The organism is Micromonospora sp. NBC_00858 (genome assembly GCF_045207365.1).
In the GTDB taxonomy this organism is placed as follows: Bacteria; Actinomycetota; Actinomycetes; order Mycobacteriales; family Micromonosporaceae; genus Micromonospora.
The window spans coordinates 3,880,110-3,897,040 of the sequence record NZ_CP108828.1 but is presented as its reverse complement, the minus strand read 5'-3'; the positions used below and the strand labels follow the sequence as shown (position 1 = coordinate 3,897,040).

The following is a 16,931-nucleotide window of genomic DNA, read 5'->3' as shown; positions in this document are numbered from 1 at the left end:
GGCGCGAGACCAGGCCGGCCGACGTACGGCCGGTGTGTTTCCGGCGAGCGGTGAGGAGGCCGGTGTCCCACGATGTCGTCCCTCCGGTGGAGGGCACGGTGCACCCGACAGGCGACGCTGACGGCTCGGTGACCGACCGGAACGGTGACGCGCCGGCCCGGGTGACGGGCACCGGTAACGGCTCAGGCAGGGCTCCGGCCGAGGGCACGGTGCTTCCGATCGGTGCCGCATCGGGTGCCGTCGAGGCGTCCCCCGGTGCCGACGGTGTCGTGGTCCCGTTCCCGACCGATGCCGGCATCGACCCGTCGCCCAGCGGTGGTTTCGGGCTGTCCAACGCGCCCACCGGCCGCCGGGTCCGGGCCCGGCTGGCCCGGTTCAACGCGCCGTGGCAGACCTCGCAGGTCAGCGAGGTGCTGGAGCCGCTCATCGCGAGCCACCGGGTAAACCACCCCAAGGCCGACGCCCGGTTGCTCCAGCGCGCCTTCGACACGGCCGCGCGGTGGCACTCCGGGCAGTACCGCAAGTCCGGCGACCCGTACATCACGCACCCGCTCGCGGTGGCCACCATCCTGGGCAACCTGGGGATGGACACCACCACGCTGGTCGCCGCGCTGCTGCACGACACGATCGAGGACACCGAGTACACCCTCGACCAGATGCGCGCCGACTTCGGCGGCGAGGTCGCCCTGCTGGTCGACGGTGTCACCAAGCTGGACAAGGTCAAGCTGGGCGACGCGGCCAAGGCCGAGACGATCCGCAAGATGGTCGTGGCGATGGCCAAGGACCCGCGGGTGCTGGTGATCAAGCTGGCCGACCGGCTGCACAACATGCGCACCCTGACCTTCCTGCCCCGGCCCAAGCAGGAGCAGAAGGCCAAGGAGACGCTGGAGATCCTGGCCCCGCTGGCCCACCGGCTGGGTATGAACACCATCAAGTGGGAGCTGGAGGATCTCGCCTTCGGCACGCTGTTCCCGAAGCGGTACGAGGAGATCAACCGGCTGATCGGGGAGCACCAGCCGCAGCGTGAGGCACTGCTGCGGCAGGTGACCCAGAAGGTGCAGACCGACCTCAAGGCCGCCAAGATCAAGGCGGAGACGACCGGTCGGCCGAAGCACCTCTACTCGATCTACCAGAAGATGATCGTGCGGGGTCGCGACTTCAACGACATCTACGACCTGGTCGGGGTGCGGATCCTGGTCGACACAGTTCGGGACTGCTACGCGGCGCTGGGTGTGATCCACGCCAACTGGCAGCCGGTGCCGGGTCGGTTCAAGGACTACATCGCGATGCCCAAGTTCAACATGTACCAGTCGTTGCACACGACGGTCATCGGGCCCACCGGCAAGCCGGTGGAGATGCAGATCCGCACGTACGCGATGCACCGCACCGCCGAGTTCGGCATCGCCGCGCACTGGAAGTACAAGGAGCACAAGGGCACGCAGATCGTCGGCCCGCCGGCGCACATCGACGAGATGACCTGGCTGCGGCAGTTGCTGGACTGGCAGCGGGAGGCGGCCGACCCGAGCGAGTTCCTGGACGCGTTGCGCTTCGACCTGTCCAGCCAGGAGGTGTACGTCTTCACCCCGAAGGGTGACGTCATCCCGCTGCCGACGGGTTCGACGCCGGTGGACTTCGCGTACGCGGTGCACACCGAGGTCGGGCACAAGTGCATCGGGGCGCGGGTCAACGGCAAGTTGGTGCCGCTGGAGTCGACGCTGTCCAACGGCGACGTGATCGAGATCTTCACCTCGAAGTCCGAGACCGCCGGCCCGACTCAGGACTGGCTGGGCTTCGTCAAGAGCCCGCGTGCGCGTACGAAGATCCGCCAGTACTTCAACAAGGAGCGCCGCGAGGAGGCGATCGAGGCCGGCAAGGACGCGATCGTCAAGGCGATGCGCAAGCAGGGCATGCCGTTGCAGCGGATGCTCACCTCTGACGCGCTGATGTCGATCGCTCGGGACCTGCACCTCGCCGACGTGGCCTCGCTCTACGCGGCGGTCGGCGACAGCCAGGTCTCCGCGCAGTCGGTGGTGCAGAAGTTGATGGCCGCGTACGGCGGCGAGGAGGGCGCGGCGGAGGACATCGCCGAGACCGCCGTCGCCACCCGGCCGCCGCGCAGCCGGCAGAGCAGCAACGACCCGGGCGTGGTGGTCCGGGGCGTCAGCGACGTCTGGATCAAGCTGGCCCGCTGCTGCACCCCGGTCCCCCCGGATTCGGTGTTCGGCTTCGTCACCCGCTCCGGCGGGGTGAGCGTGCACCGCGACGACTGCGCCAACGCCGAGGACCTGCGGGCCCAGAGCGAGCGGGTGGTCGAGGTCAGCTGGAAGCTCACCTCCGCCTCGACGTTCCTGGTGGCCATCCAGGTGGAGGCTCTGGACCGGCACAAGCTGCTGGCCGACGTCACCCGGGTGCTCTCCGACGAGCGGGTCAACATCCTTTCCGCCACCGTCACCACCACCCGGGACCGGGTGGCGGTGAGCCGGTTCAGCTTCGAGATGGCCGACCCGAAGCACCTGGGCCACCTGCTGGCCACGGTCCGCAAGGTCGACGGCGTCTTCGACGCGTACCGGGTCACCTCCGGCGCCTGACCGCGTGCCGCCGTCCCCGGGCGGCGCCGATCCCCGGACACGACAGAGTTACCGGACACGACAGCGCCCGCCGGCTCAGCCGGCGGGCGCTTCGTCGTCTTCTCGGGCGTCAGCCCTGCGGCGCGCTCATGGCGAGGTCCTTGATGATGACCTCCTTCTTCGGGTGGCCACCGCCAGCCTGCTGGGCGAACGCCCCGTCGTCGCCGGTCTTGGCCACGTCCTTGACGATGTCCAGGCCACCGGTGACGGTGCCGAGCACGGTGTACGCCGGGTCCAGCGGTGAGTCGCCGTACACGATGAAGAACTGGCTGCCGGTGCTGCCCGGCTGGCCCGAGTTGGCCATCGCGATGACGCCCTCCGGGTACGGCGGACGCTTGTCGGTGGGCAGGTTCTCCTCGGGCAGCTTGTAGCTCGGGCCACCCATGCCGTCGGTCTCCCGCCAGCCGTTGCCGGTGGCGCTCGGGTCACCGCACTGCAGCACCTTGATGCCCTCGGTCACCAGACGGTGGCACTTGGTGTTGTCGAAGAAGTTCTTCTCCGCGAGGTAGCTGAAGCTGCCCGCCGTGCACGGCACCAGCGACCGGTCGACCTTGGCGGTGATCGGGCCCAGATTGGTGTCGATCGTCATGGTCTGCACGCCGGTGCCGGACTGCTGGTTGCTCGGCAGCCCCACGTCCTTGATCTGCGGGCTCCGCTGGTCCGCGGGCAGTTGGTTGTACACGCACTCGGACGCGCCGGGCGCCTGGGCGGCGGTGTCGGTCTTGTCGTCGTCACCGCCGAGGCTCATCGCCAGCCAGACGGTGCCGGCGACCACGAGCACCAGCGCAGCGCCCGCGCCGATGATCGCCTGCGTCTGCCGGCGCTTGCGGGCCTTGGCCGAGCGCTCGGCCATCTCCTTCTCGAGCCGGGCGCGTGCCGCGGCGCGCTGCCGATCTCTGGTGGACGTCACGCCTGGATCCTCCTGGCTGTCTGCTGCTGGGTGCCGCTCGGGTGGGGTGGGGCGACCGGTCAGCCGGCACTCGGGCTGCTGGCCGGGGCGCCGGAGGCCGACGGCGACGGTGCCGCGGCGGTGACCGGCTCACCAACGGTGAGGCTCTGGATCACCACGTCGGTCTTGGGTTTGACCTGGGCCCCCGTCCCATTGTCCACGGTCGGCAGGGCACCGATCTTCTCCACCACGTCCAGCCCGCCGGTCACCCGGCCGATCACCGGGAACTTGGGGTCGGTGGTGGTGAAGTCCTTGAAGAAGATCAGGAACTGACTGCCGTTGCTGCCCGGCGGGTTGGAGATCATCGCCACGGTCCCCTTCGGGTACGTGGGCGGCTGGCCGGGCGCCGGGCTGGCCGACGGCGACGCCGACGGCACGGTCGGCACGTCCTCGTCGTAGAACGAGTAGGTCGGCCCGCCGAGGCCGGTGCCGCTGGGGTCGCCGCAGCGCAGGGCGCCGTCGGCGGTGATCTCGTGGCACTTGGTGTTGTCGTAGAACGACCGGCTCGCCAGGTGGGTGATGCTCGCCGCGGCACACGGGGAGCTGGTCAGATCCAACTCCGCGGTGATCGGCGCGCCCTGGTTGGTGGTCACGGTCATCGCCCGGGTGCCGTCGGTGGGCAGGCCCTTGGTCTCCGGCGTGCCGACGTCCTTGAGGTTGGTGTTGGCCGTCGCGTCCTGCGGCGTCCAGAGGCAGATGTCCTCCGCGGCCGTGTTCTGCTTCGGGTCGGAGTCGAAGGCCCCGAGCGCCCAGGCCGAGCCGGCCACGATCAGCACGAGGACCACAGCGGCGCCGACACCGGCCTGGATCTGCCGACGGCGCCGCGTGGAGGCGGCTCGGCGGGCCAACTGCCGGTCGAGCTTGGCCCGCGCCAGTTTGCGCTGCCGGTCCCTGCTGGAAGCCACCCGTGCTCCCCTTCCTCTACCTGGTCGTCGCCGGCGGCCGGGCGTCCCGGCCCATCAGGCGTCACGTGTGCCGCGCCACACGCCCGCCAGAGTGTACGGCTAGCGACTGGGAATGTGGTGTACGAGGTCCACCCCGCCGCCAGCAGCCCTTATCGGGCGATGTCACTGTGCCCGGCGGGGCGGGAGGGACGGACGCGGCAAACCGGATCGCGTCGCCGGTTAGGCTGCTGGGCAGGACGACAGCTCGACGGAAAGGACAGCGCCAGTGCTCGTGGCCGGCTTTCCCGCGGACGCCTTCGGCACCAACTGCTATGTGGTGGCCACCGCGCCGGGGGAGCAGTGCGTGGTGGTCGACCCCGGCATCGGGGTGCTCGACCAGCTCGACGCGCTGCTCGCCGAGCACCGCCTGCATCCGGCCGCTGTGCTGCTCACCCACGGCCACCTCGATCACACCTTCTCGGTGGCGCCGGTCTGTGGTGCCCGCGGCATCACCGCGTACGTGCACCCCGGCGACCGGGAGATGCTGGCCGACCCGGCCAAGGGTCTCTCGACCGACCTGAGCTCGCTCTTCGGCGGCCGGTTGAGCTACACCGAGCCGGAGGACGTGGCCGAGCTGACCGACGGCGCGACCCTCACGCTGGCCGGTCTGGAGATCGCCGTCGACCATTCCCCGGGCCATACCGGCGGGTCGGTGCTGTTCCGGCTGCCCGGCGCCGGGTCGGGCTGGGAGGCCGACGAGATCTGCCTCTCCGGCGACGTGCTCTTCGCCGGCTCGATCGGCCGCACCGACCTGCCCGGCGGCAGCATGCCGGCGATGCTCAGCAGCCTGCGCGACAAGATCCTCCCGCTGGCCGACGACACCGTCGTCCTGCCCGGCCACGGCCCCAGCACCACCATCGGCCGTGAGCGCGCCAGCAACCCGTACCTCGTCGAGGTGGCTGGCACGTCGGCGGCCGCGCCCACCAGGGGCCTCTAAACCCGTCGTCTGCGCCGTGCGGACCCACGGCGTCCCCGCGCATTGCCGCGGAACCGCAAGGAGTACGTGATGAACAAGCCCACGCCCATCTCCGGCTTCCCCGAGTGGACGCCCGGCCAGCGGATGACCGAGCAGTTCGTGCTCGACCGGATCCGGGCCACCTTCGAGCTGTACGGCTTCGCCCCGCTGGAGACCCGTGCGGTGGAGCCGCTGGACCAGCTACTGCGCAAGGGGGAGACCTCCAAGGAGGTCTACGTGATCCGCCGGCTGCACGCCGACGCCGACGGTGCGGCCGGCGACGACCAGCTCGGCCTGCACTTCGATCTCACCGTGCCGTTCGCCCGGTACGTGCTGGAGAACGCAGGCAAGTTGGCCTTCCCGTTCCGCCGCTACCAGATCCAGAAGGTGTGGCGGGGTGAGCGGCCGCAGGAGGGGCGCTACCGGGAGTTCGTCCAGGCCGACATCGACATCGTCGACCGGGACACCCTGGCCCCGCACCACGAGGCGGAGATGCCACTGGTGATCGGGGACGCGCTGCGCGCGCTGCCGATCCCGCCGGTGACGATCCAGGTCAACAACCGCAAGATCTGCGAGGGCTTCTACCGGGGCATCGGGTTGACCGACCCGGAGGCGGCGCTGCGCGCGGTCGACAAGCTCGACAAGATCGGCCCGGCGAAGGTGGCCGAGCTGTTGGCCCAGACCGCCGGGGCGAGCGAGGCGCAGGCCAAGGCGTGCCTGGCGCTGGCCGAGATCTCCGCACCGGACGCCTCGTTCGCCGACGCGGTGCGCGCGCTCGGGGTCGACGATCCCCTGCTGACCGAGGGCATCGAGGAGCTGGTCCGGGTGGTGGAGACCGCCGCCGAGCACTCGCCCGGCCTCTGCGTGGCGGACCTGCGCATCGCCCGGGGTCTGGACTACTACACCGGCACGGTCTACGAGACCCAGTTGCGCGGCTACGAGCGGTTCGGCTCGATCTGCTCCGGCGGCCGGTACGACAATCTGGCCAGTTCCGGTGCCACCTCGTACCCCGGGGTGGGGATCTCGATCGGGGTGACGCGGCTGCTCGGCCTGCTCTTCGGCGCGGGCGAGCTGTCGATCTCCCGAGAGGTGCCGACCGCCGTGCTGGTGGCGGTGACCAGCGAGGAGCGGCGTACGGCCAGCAACCGGGTGGCCGAGGCGCTGCGGCGGCGCGGGGTGCCGACCGAGGTGTCGCCGAGCGCGGCGAAGTTCGGCAAGCAGATCCGCTACGCCGAGCGGCGCGGCATCCCGTACGTCTGGTTCCCGGGGGTCGACGGCGCGCCGGACGAGGTGAAGGACATCCGCTCCGGCGAGCAGGTCACGGCTGCCGCGGGGGAGTGGATGCCGCCCCGGGAGGACCTCAAGCCGATGGTCAGCTGAATCTCACCACTGGCGCGTTCGGCCGCGGGGACCTACGGTAGCGTAAGTTACGCCACCGTAGGGAGTTTCTCGTGACCATGAGCACCACACTGAGCCAGACCGCTCTCCTCGTCGAGTTGGAGCCGGTGGTTGAGCGCAACCTCGACCGCCATCTCTCGCTGGCCAAGGAGTGGTTCCCGCACGAGTACGTGCCGTGGAGCGAAGGGCGTACCTTCGACGGGCCGCTCGGTGGTGAGGCGTGGTCGCCGACCGATTCCACCATCCCCGACGTGGCGCGCACCGCGCTGATCGTCAACCTGCTGACCGAGGACAACCTGCCCTCGTATCACCACGAGATCGCCACCCTGTTCGGCCGGGACGGCGCGTGGGGCACCTGGGTGCACCGGTGGACCGCGGAGGAGGGCCGGCACGGCACGGCGATCCGCGACTACCTGACGGTCAGCCGGGCGGTCGACCCGGTGGCGCTGGAGCGGGCCCGGATGACGCACATGTCCACCGGCTACGTCAACGCGCACGACGACGAGGTGCTGCACTCCCTGGCGTACGTCTCGTTCCAGGAGTTGGCCACCCGGATCTCGCACCGCAACACCGGCAAGGCCACCGGCGACCCCGCCTGCGAGGCACTGCTGGCCCGGGTTGCCGCCGACGAGAACCTGCACATGGTCTTCTACCGCAACCTGCTCGCCGCCTCGTTCGAGCTGGCCCCGAGCCAGGCCATGCGGGCCGTCGCGGACGTGGTGGCCGACTTCCAGATGCCGGGCAACGGCATCGACGGCTTCGCGCGCAAGTCGGTGGCGATCGCCCTGGCCGGCATCTACGACCTGCGCCAGCACCGCGACGAGGTGCTGATGCCGGTGCTGCGCCAGTGGGACGTGTTCAACGTGACCGGCCTGAACGCCGACGGCGAGGCCGCCCGCGAGCAGCTCGCCGCCCAACTCGACACCCTGCAGGTCGCCGCCACCCGCTTCGAGGAGAAGCGCGACGCCCGCGCCGCCCGCCTGGCCCTCCGCTAAACCCCCACCCTGCCCCACCGCGCCGCCCCACCCACGCGCCCACCTCGTTGATCATGAGGTTGGCGGGCTGTTCGATCTCCCGATCACCCGTCAACCTCATGATCGACCTGGGTCAGGCGGGGGAGTCGGCGGGGATGGGGAAGAGGAGGCAGGTGCTGGTGGCGTGCGCGATGAGGCGGGAGCTGGCGTCGGTGAGGCGGGCCTCGGCCAGGGCGGTGCGGCGGCCGCGCTGGAGTACCGTGCCCTCGCAGCGCAGGATGCCGCTGTCGACGGTGACCGGTCGGAGGAACTTCACGTTCAGGTCCAGCGAGGTGTAGCCGATGCCGACGGGCAGCGTGGTGTGCACGGCGCACCCGGCGGCGGTGTCGAGCAGGGTGGAGATGACACCACCGTGGACGGTGCCGAGCGGGTTGTAGTGGAACTCCTGCGGGACCAGCTCGACGGCGACCCGTCCCTCGTCGGCCTCCATCCGGGCCATGTCGATCATGTGCATCACCGGCGGTGCGGCCAGCTCGCCGGCGATCATCGCCCGGAGCAGGTCGAGGCCGCCGCGCTGACCGAGCTGCGCAGCGTTGGTCGCCGGATCCGACCAGGTGAAGGTACGGCTGCGCGTCGGCTCCTGCGTCTGTGTCATGGACGCAGCCTCGCAGCACGTTGCTGAGTCTGTCAATCAGACCTAGCCTGGGCGGATGAGACCCGCGGCACTGGACTGGTCGGTGGAGAACTGCACCATCGCCCGCGCGATGGAGATCCTCGGCGAGCGGTGGACCCTGGTGGTGCTCCGCGAGGTGTTCAACGGCGTACGCCGCTTCGACGACATGCGGGTGCGCACCGGGATCCCGCGTCAGGTGCTGGCGAACCGGCTGAGCACCCTTGTCGAGCAGGGCGTGCTGCGCCGCGAGCCGTACCGGGAGCCGGGCAGCCGGCTGCGCCACGAGTACCGGCTGACCGAGAAGGGTCTGGACCTGTGGCCGGTGCTGGTCGCCGTACTCGGGTGGGGCGACCGGTACCTCGCCGACCCGGAGGGCTCGCCGCTGAGCGTGGGTCACCGAGACTGCGGTGCGGAGGTGCGCGTCGAGCTGCGTTGCGTGGACGGGCACGAGGTGAGCGGGCACCGCGACGTGCTGCCCCGCCCCGGTCCCGCCGCCCGCCGCCGTACCTCCTGACGCCGTCTGGCGAGGGCCGCCGGGTATCGGCGGCCGTGCCCCCGACGGTGGCGAGGCAGCCCGACTGTCGTACCGCCGGGCTTTCACCCTCATGCCGGACGGTTCCCGGTGCCGCGTCGCGGGCGTCCGATGGCAGGTCGTGTCCGAAAGGGACCGGCGGTGATGCGGTGTGACGGTGGCGGTTCGCGAGTGCGTCAGTGGTGTTGCGGATGCGGTGTGACGGTCGGCGTTCGCGAGCGTGTCCGAGGTGTTGCGGCTACGTGGCCAGCGAAGATCGGCAAATCCGGGCGAAACCAAGTCTTGTCAATGATCTTAAGTATGTGAATACTTCAGTTTGCTCGGACGGTTTTCCCAGATCGGCCGGGTTGCCCCCCTCGGGTTCGCCGCCCCCGGCGAGACCCGTTCCCCCGCCCAGGAGGTTTATTACATGCGACCCACGAGGTCCTCACTCCGCGTCGCGGCCACCGTCGCCGTCGCCGGAACCCTGGTCGTCGGCTCACTCGTCGGCGCGCCCGCCCAGGCCGCCCCCGCCGCCTCTCCGGATGCCGCCGCCGCCCTCTCCGCACAGCTCGGCGACAGCTCCGCCGGCTCGTACATCGACGCCAGCGGCAAGTCCGTCGTCACCGTGACCGACGCGGCCGCCGCCCGCAAGGCGAGCAAGGCCGGCGCCACCGTCCGGTACGTCACCCGTGGCGCCGCCGAGCTCAACCGGGCCACCGCGGACCTGGAGGGCTCCGCCAAGATTCCGGGCACCGCCTGGTGGAGCGACCCGGTCACCAACCAGGTCGTCGTCTCCGTGGACAGCACCGTCACCGGCGCGAAGCTGGAGCGGGTCAAGGCTGCTGCGGCGCGGGCCAACGGCGCGGTCCGGATCGAGGCCGAGGCCGGCGTGCTGAGCACCCGGATCTCCGGTGGACAGGCCATCTACGCCGGCGGTGGCGGGCGCTGCTCGCTCGGCTTCAACGTGCGCAGCGGCAGCACCTACTACTTCCTGACCGCCGGGCACTGCACCAACATCTCGTCGAGCTGGTACTCGAACTCCGGCCAGACCGCGCTGATCGGCACCCGTACCGGCACCAGCTTCCCGGGCAACGACTACGGCATCGTGCGGCACAGCAACTCGGCCAACGCCGCCGGCAACGTCTACCTCTACAACGGCAGCTACCGGGACATCACCGGCGCCGGCAACGCCTCCGTCGGCCAGTCGGTGCAGCGCTCCGGCAGCACCACCGGCCTGCGTAGCGGCTCGGTGACCGCGACCAACGCCACGGTGAACTACGCCGAGGGCTCGGTCTCCGGCCTGATCCGGACCAACGTCTGCGCCCAGCCGGGCGACAGCGGCGGCTCGCTGTTCAGCGGCAGCACCGCCCTGGGCCTGACCTCCGGCGGTAGCGGCAACTGCACCACCGGTGGCACCACCTTCTTCCAGCCGGTCACCGAGGCGCTGAGCCGCTACGGCGTCAGCGTCTTCTGATCCACTCACCGCTCACGGGCCGCCGGAACCCTCCGGCGGCCCGTTCGCGCGGCCCGGCGTCGGCGATGACGGTCAGCGGGGCCCGGACGGTCCCCGCCGCCGCTCCGAGGCCAGCGCGGCGAGCACGGCGGCCAGCGGTACGGCCGCCTCGGCGGCCGCCACCAGCCGCTCCGTCAGCCCGATCCGTGCGCCGTCGGCGAAAAGCTCGACGGCGAACCAGCCGAGCAGCCCGAGGAGGACCGCCGCCACCGCGAACGCTGTCCAGCGTGCGGGTCCGCTCGGCGCTGACCCGTCCGGCGGATGACGGTGATCCCGGCCGAGGGGCGGCGCCACTCGGCGGGGCACGGCCAGGGCCGGCCAGACAGCCAACGCCCCGAACGCCACACCAGCGGCCACGACGTGCGTCATCGAGTCGCCCGCCGGGCGCTGCGGGAAGGCGACCAGCACCAGGGTGGCCAGTCCGCCCAGCGCGAGCAGCCCTCGGCCCGCCGGCGCGGCGGTGACCAGGCCCAGCGCGGTTATCAGGTGACAGAGGCCCAGGCCGGCCAGCCCGATCGTCATGATCCAGCGATGGTCCGCGTTCGAGGCGGCAAGCGCGCTGATGGTCTGCCGGACCGGGTCGAATTCGTCGGGTTGGGCGGCCTGCGCCAGCGTCCAGCCCCCGATGAGAAACAGCGGTGCGCCACCGGCTGACAGCAGGGCCCAGCGGGGAACGGCCGACATCGGGCGATCGTAGCGGTGCGACCGGCGCCTCGCGCTCGCGCGGATGGGCCGACGTCGCTGCCGCCGGGCTGTGTCGGGCGACGACTCACGGCAGCCAATCGGGCCGTCGAGGAGCGGGCCCGTGAGTTGGTCCCAGCGGATCCGGGGGTACGACGCCGACCGTCGGTAGGTCCGGGCCGACGGGTACGGCGCCGCCGGCGGCCCACGCGAGGTGCGCCCGGCGGGCCGAGAGGACCGCGAGCAGCGGCCAGAGCGAGACGGCCACCGCCGTCACCCGCTCGGCCAGGCCGGTCCGGGACCCGCTGGTCACCTCGAACGCGAACCAGCCGAAGAGGGCCAGCAGTACGACCGTGGCGCTCAACCCCACCCCCCGGCGGAACGCCCAGGGCGGCTCCGGCGCGGCCGGATGCGCGGCGTCCCGGCCGCGCGGCAGCCACAGCGCCGAGCCGGCCGGCCAGAGCGCCAGGGCGAGGACGGCCACCGTCGCCGCGATGCCGTGGCTGACGGAACCGCCCACCGTCGGCCGGGGAAACGCCACCAGCGCGATGGTGGCCACCCCGCCGACGGCGAGCAGGAAGCGGCTGGGCAACCCGGCCGCGTGCAGCGCGGCGGCGATCGCCAGGTAGCAGCAGCCGAGCAGCACCAGACAGCTGATCATGATCCAGGCATCGGTGGCGTCGTGCCCGGCCAGCTCGCTGATGGTGTCCCGGATCGGGTCGTAGCCGGCGGGCTGCCGGCCTTCCGCGACCGTCCAGCCGGCCACCAGCAGCAGGGGCGCGGCCACCGCCGTGGCGACGGCCCAGTTCGGTACGGCGCGCATTTCGCCACGTTAACCAACACGCCAGCCCGCCGAGCACGGTTCGTCCGTCTGCCCACCGGCGAATCGCTCCGGCCTGCCGGGTGCCCCCAAAGGAGGCCGGCCGCCCCTGACAGAATGCCGGTGAGGACTGTTCCACGATGAGGAGTTGGCAGCCGTGATCCGTACCCACAATGCCGGAAGCCTGCGCGCGACGGACGCCGGCGCGACGGTGACGCTCGCCGGGTGGGTGGCCCGCCGACGCGACCACGGCGGCGTCATCTTCGTCGATCTGCGCGACGGCTCCGGCGTGGTCCAGGTGGTGTTCCGGGAAGAGGACGCGCACGCGCTGCGCAACGAGTTCTGCGTGAAGGTCACCGGCGAGGTGACCCGCCGGCCGGCCGGCAACGAGAACCCGGAGCTGCCCACCGGTGACGTCGAGGTGACCGCCGTCGAGTTGGAGGTGCTCTCCGAGGCGGCCCCGCTGCCGCTGCCAGTGGACGACCAGGTCGAGGCCGGTGACGACATCCGGCTCAAGTACCGCTACCTGGACCTGCGCCGCAGTGGCCCGGCGAACGCGCTGCGGCTGCGCTCGCGCGCCAGCCACCTTGCCCGGGGCGTGCTGCACGAGCGGGACTTCCTGGAGATCGAGACGCCGACGCTGACCCGCTCGACGCCCGAGGGCGCCCGCGACTTCCTGGTGCCGGTCCGCCTCCAGCCCGGCAGCTGGTACGCCCTGCCGCAGTCGCCGCAGCTGTTCAAGCAGCTGCTGATGGTCGGCGGCATGGAGCGGTACTACCAGATCGCCCGCTGCTACCGGGACGAGGACTTCCGCGCCGACCGGCAGCCGGAGTTCACCCAGCTCGACATCGAGATGTCCTTCGTGACCGAGGACGACGTGATCGACCTCGGCGAGGCGATCGTCTCGGCGCTCTGGAAGGACCTGGCCGGGCACGAGATCACCCGACCCATCCCGCGGATCACCTGGCACGACGCGATGGCCCGGTACGGCTCCGACAAGCCGGACCTGCGCTACGGCGTGGAACTGACCGAGCTGACCGACTACCTGCGCGGCACCGAGTTCCGGGTCTTCGCCGGGGCGATCGACGCGGGCGGCTACGTCGGCGCGGTGGTGATGCCGGGCGGAGCGGCGCAGAGCCGCAAGGAGCTCGACGGCTGGCAGGACTGGGCCAAGGCGCGTGGCGCGCGTGGCCTGGCGTACGTGGTGCTGGACGCCGAGACCGGCGAGGCGCGCGGCCCGGTGGCCAAGAACCTCTCCGCCGAGCACCTGGGCGGGCTTGCCGACGCGGTCGGCGCCAAGCCGGGCGACGCGGTCTTCTTCGCCGCCAGCAACACCACCCGGGAGGCGCAGGAGCTGCTCGGCGCGGCCCGCATCGAGATCGCCAAGCGGGCCGGGCTGATCGACGAGAGCGCCTGGGCGTTCTGCTGGGTGGTCGACGCGCCGATGTTCGAGCGCACCGACGAGGGCGGCTGGACGGCCGTGCACCACCCGTTCACCTCGCCCAACTCGGAGTGGGTGGACCGGTTCGAGGAGGCGCCGGACCGGGCTCTGGCGTACGCGTACGACATCGTCTGCAACGGCAACGAGATCGGCGGCGGGTCGATCCGTATCCACCGGGGTGACGTGCAGAAGCGGGTCTTCGATCTGCTCGGCATCACCCCGGAGGAGGCGCAGGACAAGTTCGGCTTCCTGCTGGAGGCGTTCAAGTACGGCGCCCCGCCGCACGGCGGCATCGCCTTCGGCTGGGACCGGGTCTGCATGCTGCTGGCCGGCGCGGACTCCATCCGCGAGGTGATCGCCTTCCCGAAGACCCGGGGCGGCTTCGACCCGCTGACCGGCGCGCCGACGCCGATCACCGCCCAGCAGCGCACCGAGGCCGGCATCGACGCCAAGCCGAAGCCCCCAGCCACCGCCCACACCGGCACTGCGGGCCCGGCCGCCCCGGTAGCCGACCCGGTCTGACCGCCGCCCACCTGCTTGGTTGATCAAGAGGTTTGCGTCATGCTCGCCCCGGCGAGGTGACGCAAACCTCTTGATCGTTGGCGGGGGAGTGGTGACATGCGGGTGCTCGTGGTGGGGGCGAGTGGGTTTCTCGGGCGTGAGGTGTGTCGGCGGGCGGTGGACGCCGGCTGGTCGGTGGTGGGGACGTGCCACTCCGGCGACATCAGCGCGCCGGGCGTCACGGTGCGCCGGCTGGACGTGACCGACCGGGCCGCCGTGCGCGCGCTGGTCGCCGAGGTGCGTCCGGACGCGGTGGTCTCCACCCCCTACCGGTACGACGACTGGACGGTGACCGCCGACGGGGCCGCGTATGTGGCGGTCGCGGCAGCCGAGGTGGCCGCCCGTCTGGTGCACGTGTCCAGCGACGCGCTGCACGCCGGCCGGCCCGAGCCGTACGCCGACGACGACCCGCCGACGCCGGTGAACGCGTACGGCGCCGCGAAGGCCGCGGCCGAGACTGCCGTGCGAGTGGTCGACCCCGGCGCGGCACTGGTACGTACGTCGCTGATCCTGGGGGAGGGCAGTAAGCAGATCCAGCTCTCCCGGGACGCGCTCGCCGGCCGGGCCACCCTGTTCACCGACCAGATCCGCTGCCCGGTCGACGTCACCGACCTGGCCGCCGCCGTTCTGGAGCTGGTCGACAGCGCGTACGCCGGCCCGCTCAACGTGGCCGGTCCGGACGCGGTCAGCCGCGCCGAGCTGGGCCTGCTGGTCGCCGAGCGGTTCGACCTGGACGCGGCCGGCCTGAAGACCACCACCAGCACCGCCGCCGGTGTGGTCGGCCCCACCGACGTACGCCTGGACTCCACCCGGGCTGCCGGCCTGCTGCGTACCCGGCTACGCGGCGTGCGCGAGATCCTGGCTCGCTGAGCCGACCGCCCCGCAGTTGCACACTTCCTATGCACAAGAGTTGTGCATAGGAAGTGTGCAGAGTTATTGTGCAGTCATGGCGAACGACGGAGAGACGCCGAGACCGGCGCCGCGTGAGGTACGGATCGACAAGCGGCAGGTCCGGGTGCTGGCGCACCCGCTTCGGATGCGGCTGCTCGGGGCACTGCGGGTGAACGGGCCCGCCACCGCCACCACCCTGGCGGAGCTGCTCAGCACCAACACCGGCGCGACCAGTTACCACTTGCGCCAGCTCGCCGAGGTGGGGCTGGTGACCGAGGACCCCGACCGGGGCAGCGGCCGGCAGCGCTGGTGGCAGGCCGCACACGACGTCACGAACTGGGAGCCGACCGACTTCGACGACGACCCCGACGCCCGGGCTGCGATCGAGTGGATCCAGGGCGACCAGGTACGCCTTCTCGTCGAGCACGCCGAACGCTGGTTCGCCATTCAGCACGAGTGGTCCCCCGCCTGGCGGGACGCCATCGGCATGGGCGACATCTTCATGACGATCCCGCCAGACCGGCTGAAGGCGCTCCAGGCGGAGGTGTGGCAGGTGCTGGAGCGGTACAACCGCGAGGCCGGCCTCGTCGACCCCGCTGATCCGCAGGCCCGCCCCGTGCAGGTCTTCCTGGCCGCCTACCCGTTGCTGGAAGGGCCCCGATGAGCACGCTGACCGTACGCCAGGTCCGGCGTCGCTACCTGACGCTCTACGGCCTGCGCTGGCTGCCGACCGGCCTGATGATCCCGGTGATGATCCTGCTCATGCAGGAGCGCGGCCTGTCGCTGCCGCAGATCGGCCTGGTCTTCACCGCGCAGGGGCTGCTGGTGCTCGCGCTGGAGCTGCCCACCGGCGGGCTCGCCGACGCCCTCGGCCGCCGCCCGGTGCTGCTCGCCGCCGGGACGCTCAACCTCGTCTCGCTGTCACTGTTCGCGGTGGCCGACTCGTTCTGGATGTTCTTCCTGGTCTGGGCGTTGCAGGGGGTCTACCGGGCGTTGGACAGCGGCCCGCTGGAGTCCTGGTACGTCGATGCCACCCTGGCCGCCGACCCCGAGGCCGAGTACGAACGGGGCCTCGGGCACGCCGGCACCGTCAGCGGCGTGGCCATCGGCGCCGGCGCGCTGCTCGGCGGTGGCCTGGTCGCGCTGGGCCCGATCGGACCGGTCAGCGCGCTCACGGTGCCCGTGCTGGCCGCCGTCGTCGCCCAGTCGGCGGCACTGGTCGCGCTGGTCGTCCTGCTGGTGGAGCAGCGGCCGGCCACCGGCGTCGCGGCGCTGCGGGCCTCGGTGTCACAGGCGCCCCGGATGATCGGCGAGGCCGTCGGGCTACTGCGTCGCTCGCGGGTGCTGCTTGCCTTGGTGTCGGTGGAGCTGTTCTGGGGCTTCGGCATGATCACCTTCGAGTCGCTGCTGCCGGTCCGGCTCGCCGAGGTGGTCGGCGACCCGGAACGGGCCGCCGCGCTGCTCGGCCCGGCCAACTCGGCCGCCTGGCTCGCCTCGGCGGCCGGCGCGGCGCTGACCCCGCTGCTGCTGCGCTGGCCCGGCGCTGCGCCGGGCGCGGCTCTGCTGCGCATCCTGCAGGGCGTCACGGTGGTCGGGATGGGCCTCTTCGCCGGGCCGGTCGGGGTGCTCGTGGCCTACCTGGCCTGCTACACCGTGCACGGCGCGTCCAACCCGCTGCACAGCGGGCTGCTGCACCGGCAGGTCGACGGCCCGTACCGGACCAGCGTGCTCTCGCTGAACTCGATGATGGCGCAGCCGGCCGGCGCGCTCGGCGGGGTGGCCCTGACCGCGCTCGCCGCCGCCACCAGCATCAGCACCGCCATGGTCGTCGGCGCGGTCGTGCTGGCCATCGCCGCCCCGCTCTACCTGCCGGCATGGCGGGCCGGCCGTCGGCCCGCGGCGGATACCGCCGACCCGCCCGCGGTACCCGAACCCACCGAGCCGCAGACCGCCGGGCGTTAGGACGGACGCCCTTCCGCTACCCGCGGCG

The 16,931-nt window shown here is 71.7% G+C and carries 15 protein-coding genes; 10 read left to right on the top strand and 5 right to left on the bottom strand.

All coding sequences use genetic code 11. From position 1 onward, the window contains the following. Nucleotides 1–62 precede the first annotated feature (62 nt). On the top strand, nt 63–2,588 hold the full coding sequence (locus OG990_RS18155) for a RelA/SpoT family protein (protein ID WP_406076331.1): 2,526 nt from the start codon (nt 63–65) through the stop codon (nt 2,586–2,588). A gap of 109 nt (nt 2,589–2,697) precedes the next feature. Here OG990_RS18155 and OG990_RS18150 read toward each other — a convergent pair whose 3' ends face one another. Both OG990_RS18150 and OG990_RS18145 read right to left on the bottom strand, forming a co-directional pair. Then, nucleotides 2,698–3,537 carry a peptidylprolyl isomerase gene (locus OG990_RS18150; RefSeq protein ID WP_328413975.1) on the bottom strand — a complete coding sequence of 280 codons (840 nt, stop codon included), beginning with the start codon at nt 3,535–3,537 and terminating at the stop codon, nt 2,698–2,700. Between the two features lie 59 nt (nt 3,538–3,596). Further along, complete coding sequence (locus OG990_RS18145; RefSeq protein WP_328413976.1) at nt 3,597–4,481, bottom strand: peptidylprolyl isomerase; 885 nt, start codon at nt 4,479–4,481, stop codon at nt 3,597–3,599. Nucleotides 4,482–4,746: 265 nt separating this feature from the next. On the opposite strand from OG990_RS18145, the gene OG990_RS18140 reads away from it, so the two are divergent. The 3 genes from OG990_RS18140 (at nt 4,747) to OG990_RS18130 (ending at nt 7,868) form a co-directional block, all read left to right on the top strand. Further along, nucleotides 4,747–5,457 (top strand): MBL fold metallo-hydrolase, encoded by a 711-nt coding sequence (locus OG990_RS18140; protein WP_406076328.1) that lies wholly within the window; start codon nt 4,747–4,749, stop codon nt 5,455–5,457. Nucleotides 5,458–5,526: 69 nt separating this feature from the next. Next, nucleotides 5,527–6,855: a histidine--tRNA ligase gene (hisS, locus tag OG990_RS18135; RefSeq protein WP_406076326.1), complete on the top strand. Its 1,329-nt coding sequence runs from the start codon at nt 5,527–5,529 to the stop codon at nt 6,853–6,855. Nucleotides 6,856–6,932: 77 nt separating this feature from the next. After that, on the top strand, nt 6,933–7,868 hold the full coding sequence (locus OG990_RS18130) for an acyl-ACP desaturase (protein WP_386992034.1): 936 nt from the start codon (nt 6,933–6,935) through the stop codon (nt 7,866–7,868). Nucleotides 7,869–7,980: 112 nt separating this feature from the next. On the opposite strand, the gene OG990_RS18125 is transcribed toward OG990_RS18130, so the two are convergent. Next, nucleotides 7,981–8,502 (bottom strand): PaaI family thioesterase, encoded by a 522-nt coding sequence (locus OG990_RS18125; RefSeq protein ID WP_355605747.1) that lies wholly within the window; start codon nt 8,500–8,502, stop codon nt 7,981–7,983. A 55-nt stretch (nt 8,503–8,557) separates the two neighbouring features. Here OG990_RS18125 and OG990_RS18120 point away from each other — a divergent pair, with 55 nt between their 5' ends. Both OG990_RS18120 and OG990_RS18115 read left to right on the top strand, forming a co-directional pair. Beyond that, the gene (locus OG990_RS18120; RefSeq protein WP_406076324.1) at nt 8,558–9,034 is read left to right on the top strand and encodes a winged helix-turn-helix transcriptional regulator; all 477 of its coding nucleotides are present in this window, start codon (nt 8,558–8,560) and stop codon (nt 9,032–9,034) included. Nucleotides 9,035–9,461: 427 nt separating this feature from the next. Then, nucleotides 9,462–10,508 carry a S1 family peptidase gene (locus tag OG990_RS18115; RefSeq protein ID WP_328413990.1) on the top strand — a complete coding sequence of 349 codons (1,047 nt, stop codon included), beginning with the start codon at nt 9,462–9,464 and terminating at the stop codon, nt 10,506–10,508. A 72-nt stretch (nt 10,509–10,580) separates the two neighbouring features. Here OG990_RS18115 and OG990_RS18110 read toward each other — a convergent pair whose 3' ends face one another. Then, nucleotides 10,581–11,231 carry a DUF998 domain-containing protein gene (locus OG990_RS18110; protein WP_406076323.1) on the bottom strand — a complete coding sequence of 217 codons (651 nt, stop codon included), beginning with the start codon at nt 11,229–11,231 and terminating at the stop codon, nt 10,581–10,583. Between the two features lie 85 nt (nt 11,232–11,316). Beyond that, on the bottom strand, nt 11,317–12,051 hold the full coding sequence (locus OG990_RS18105) for a DUF998 domain-containing protein (RefSeq protein WP_406076321.1): 735 nt from the start codon (nt 12,049–12,051) through the stop codon (nt 11,317–11,319). A gap of 154 nt (nt 12,052–12,205) precedes the next feature. Here OG990_RS18105 and aspS point away from each other — a divergent pair, with 154 nt between their 5' ends. The 4 genes from aspS to OG990_RS18085 all read left to right on the top strand — a co-directional run bounded on the left by aspS (nt 12,206) and on the right by OG990_RS18085 (nt 16,903). Then, on the top strand, nt 12,206–14,011 hold the full coding sequence (aspS, locus tag OG990_RS18100) for an aspartate--tRNA ligase (RefSeq protein ID WP_355605760.1): 1,806 nt from the start codon (nt 12,206–12,208) through the stop codon (nt 14,009–14,011). Nucleotides 14,012–14,107: 96 nt separating this feature from the next. Then, nucleotides 14,108–14,920: a sugar nucleotide-binding protein gene (locus OG990_RS18095; RefSeq protein ID WP_406076320.1), complete on the top strand. Its 813-nt coding sequence runs from the start codon at nt 14,108–14,110 to the stop codon at nt 14,918–14,920. A 76-nt stretch (nt 14,921–14,996) separates the two neighbouring features. After that, nucleotides 14,997–15,605: an ArsR/SmtB family transcription factor gene (locus OG990_RS18090; protein ID WP_406076318.1), complete on the top strand. Its 609-nt coding sequence runs from the start codon at nt 14,997–14,999 to the stop codon at nt 15,603–15,605. Next, complete coding sequence (locus OG990_RS18085) at nt 15,602–16,903, top strand: MFS transporter (RefSeq protein ID WP_406076317.1); 1,302 nt, start codon at nt 15,602–15,604, stop codon at nt 16,901–16,903. The genes OG990_RS18090 and OG990_RS18085 overlap by 4 nt, the downstream gene beginning before the upstream one ends. The last annotated feature ends 28 nt before the right edge of the window (nt 16,904–16,931 follow it).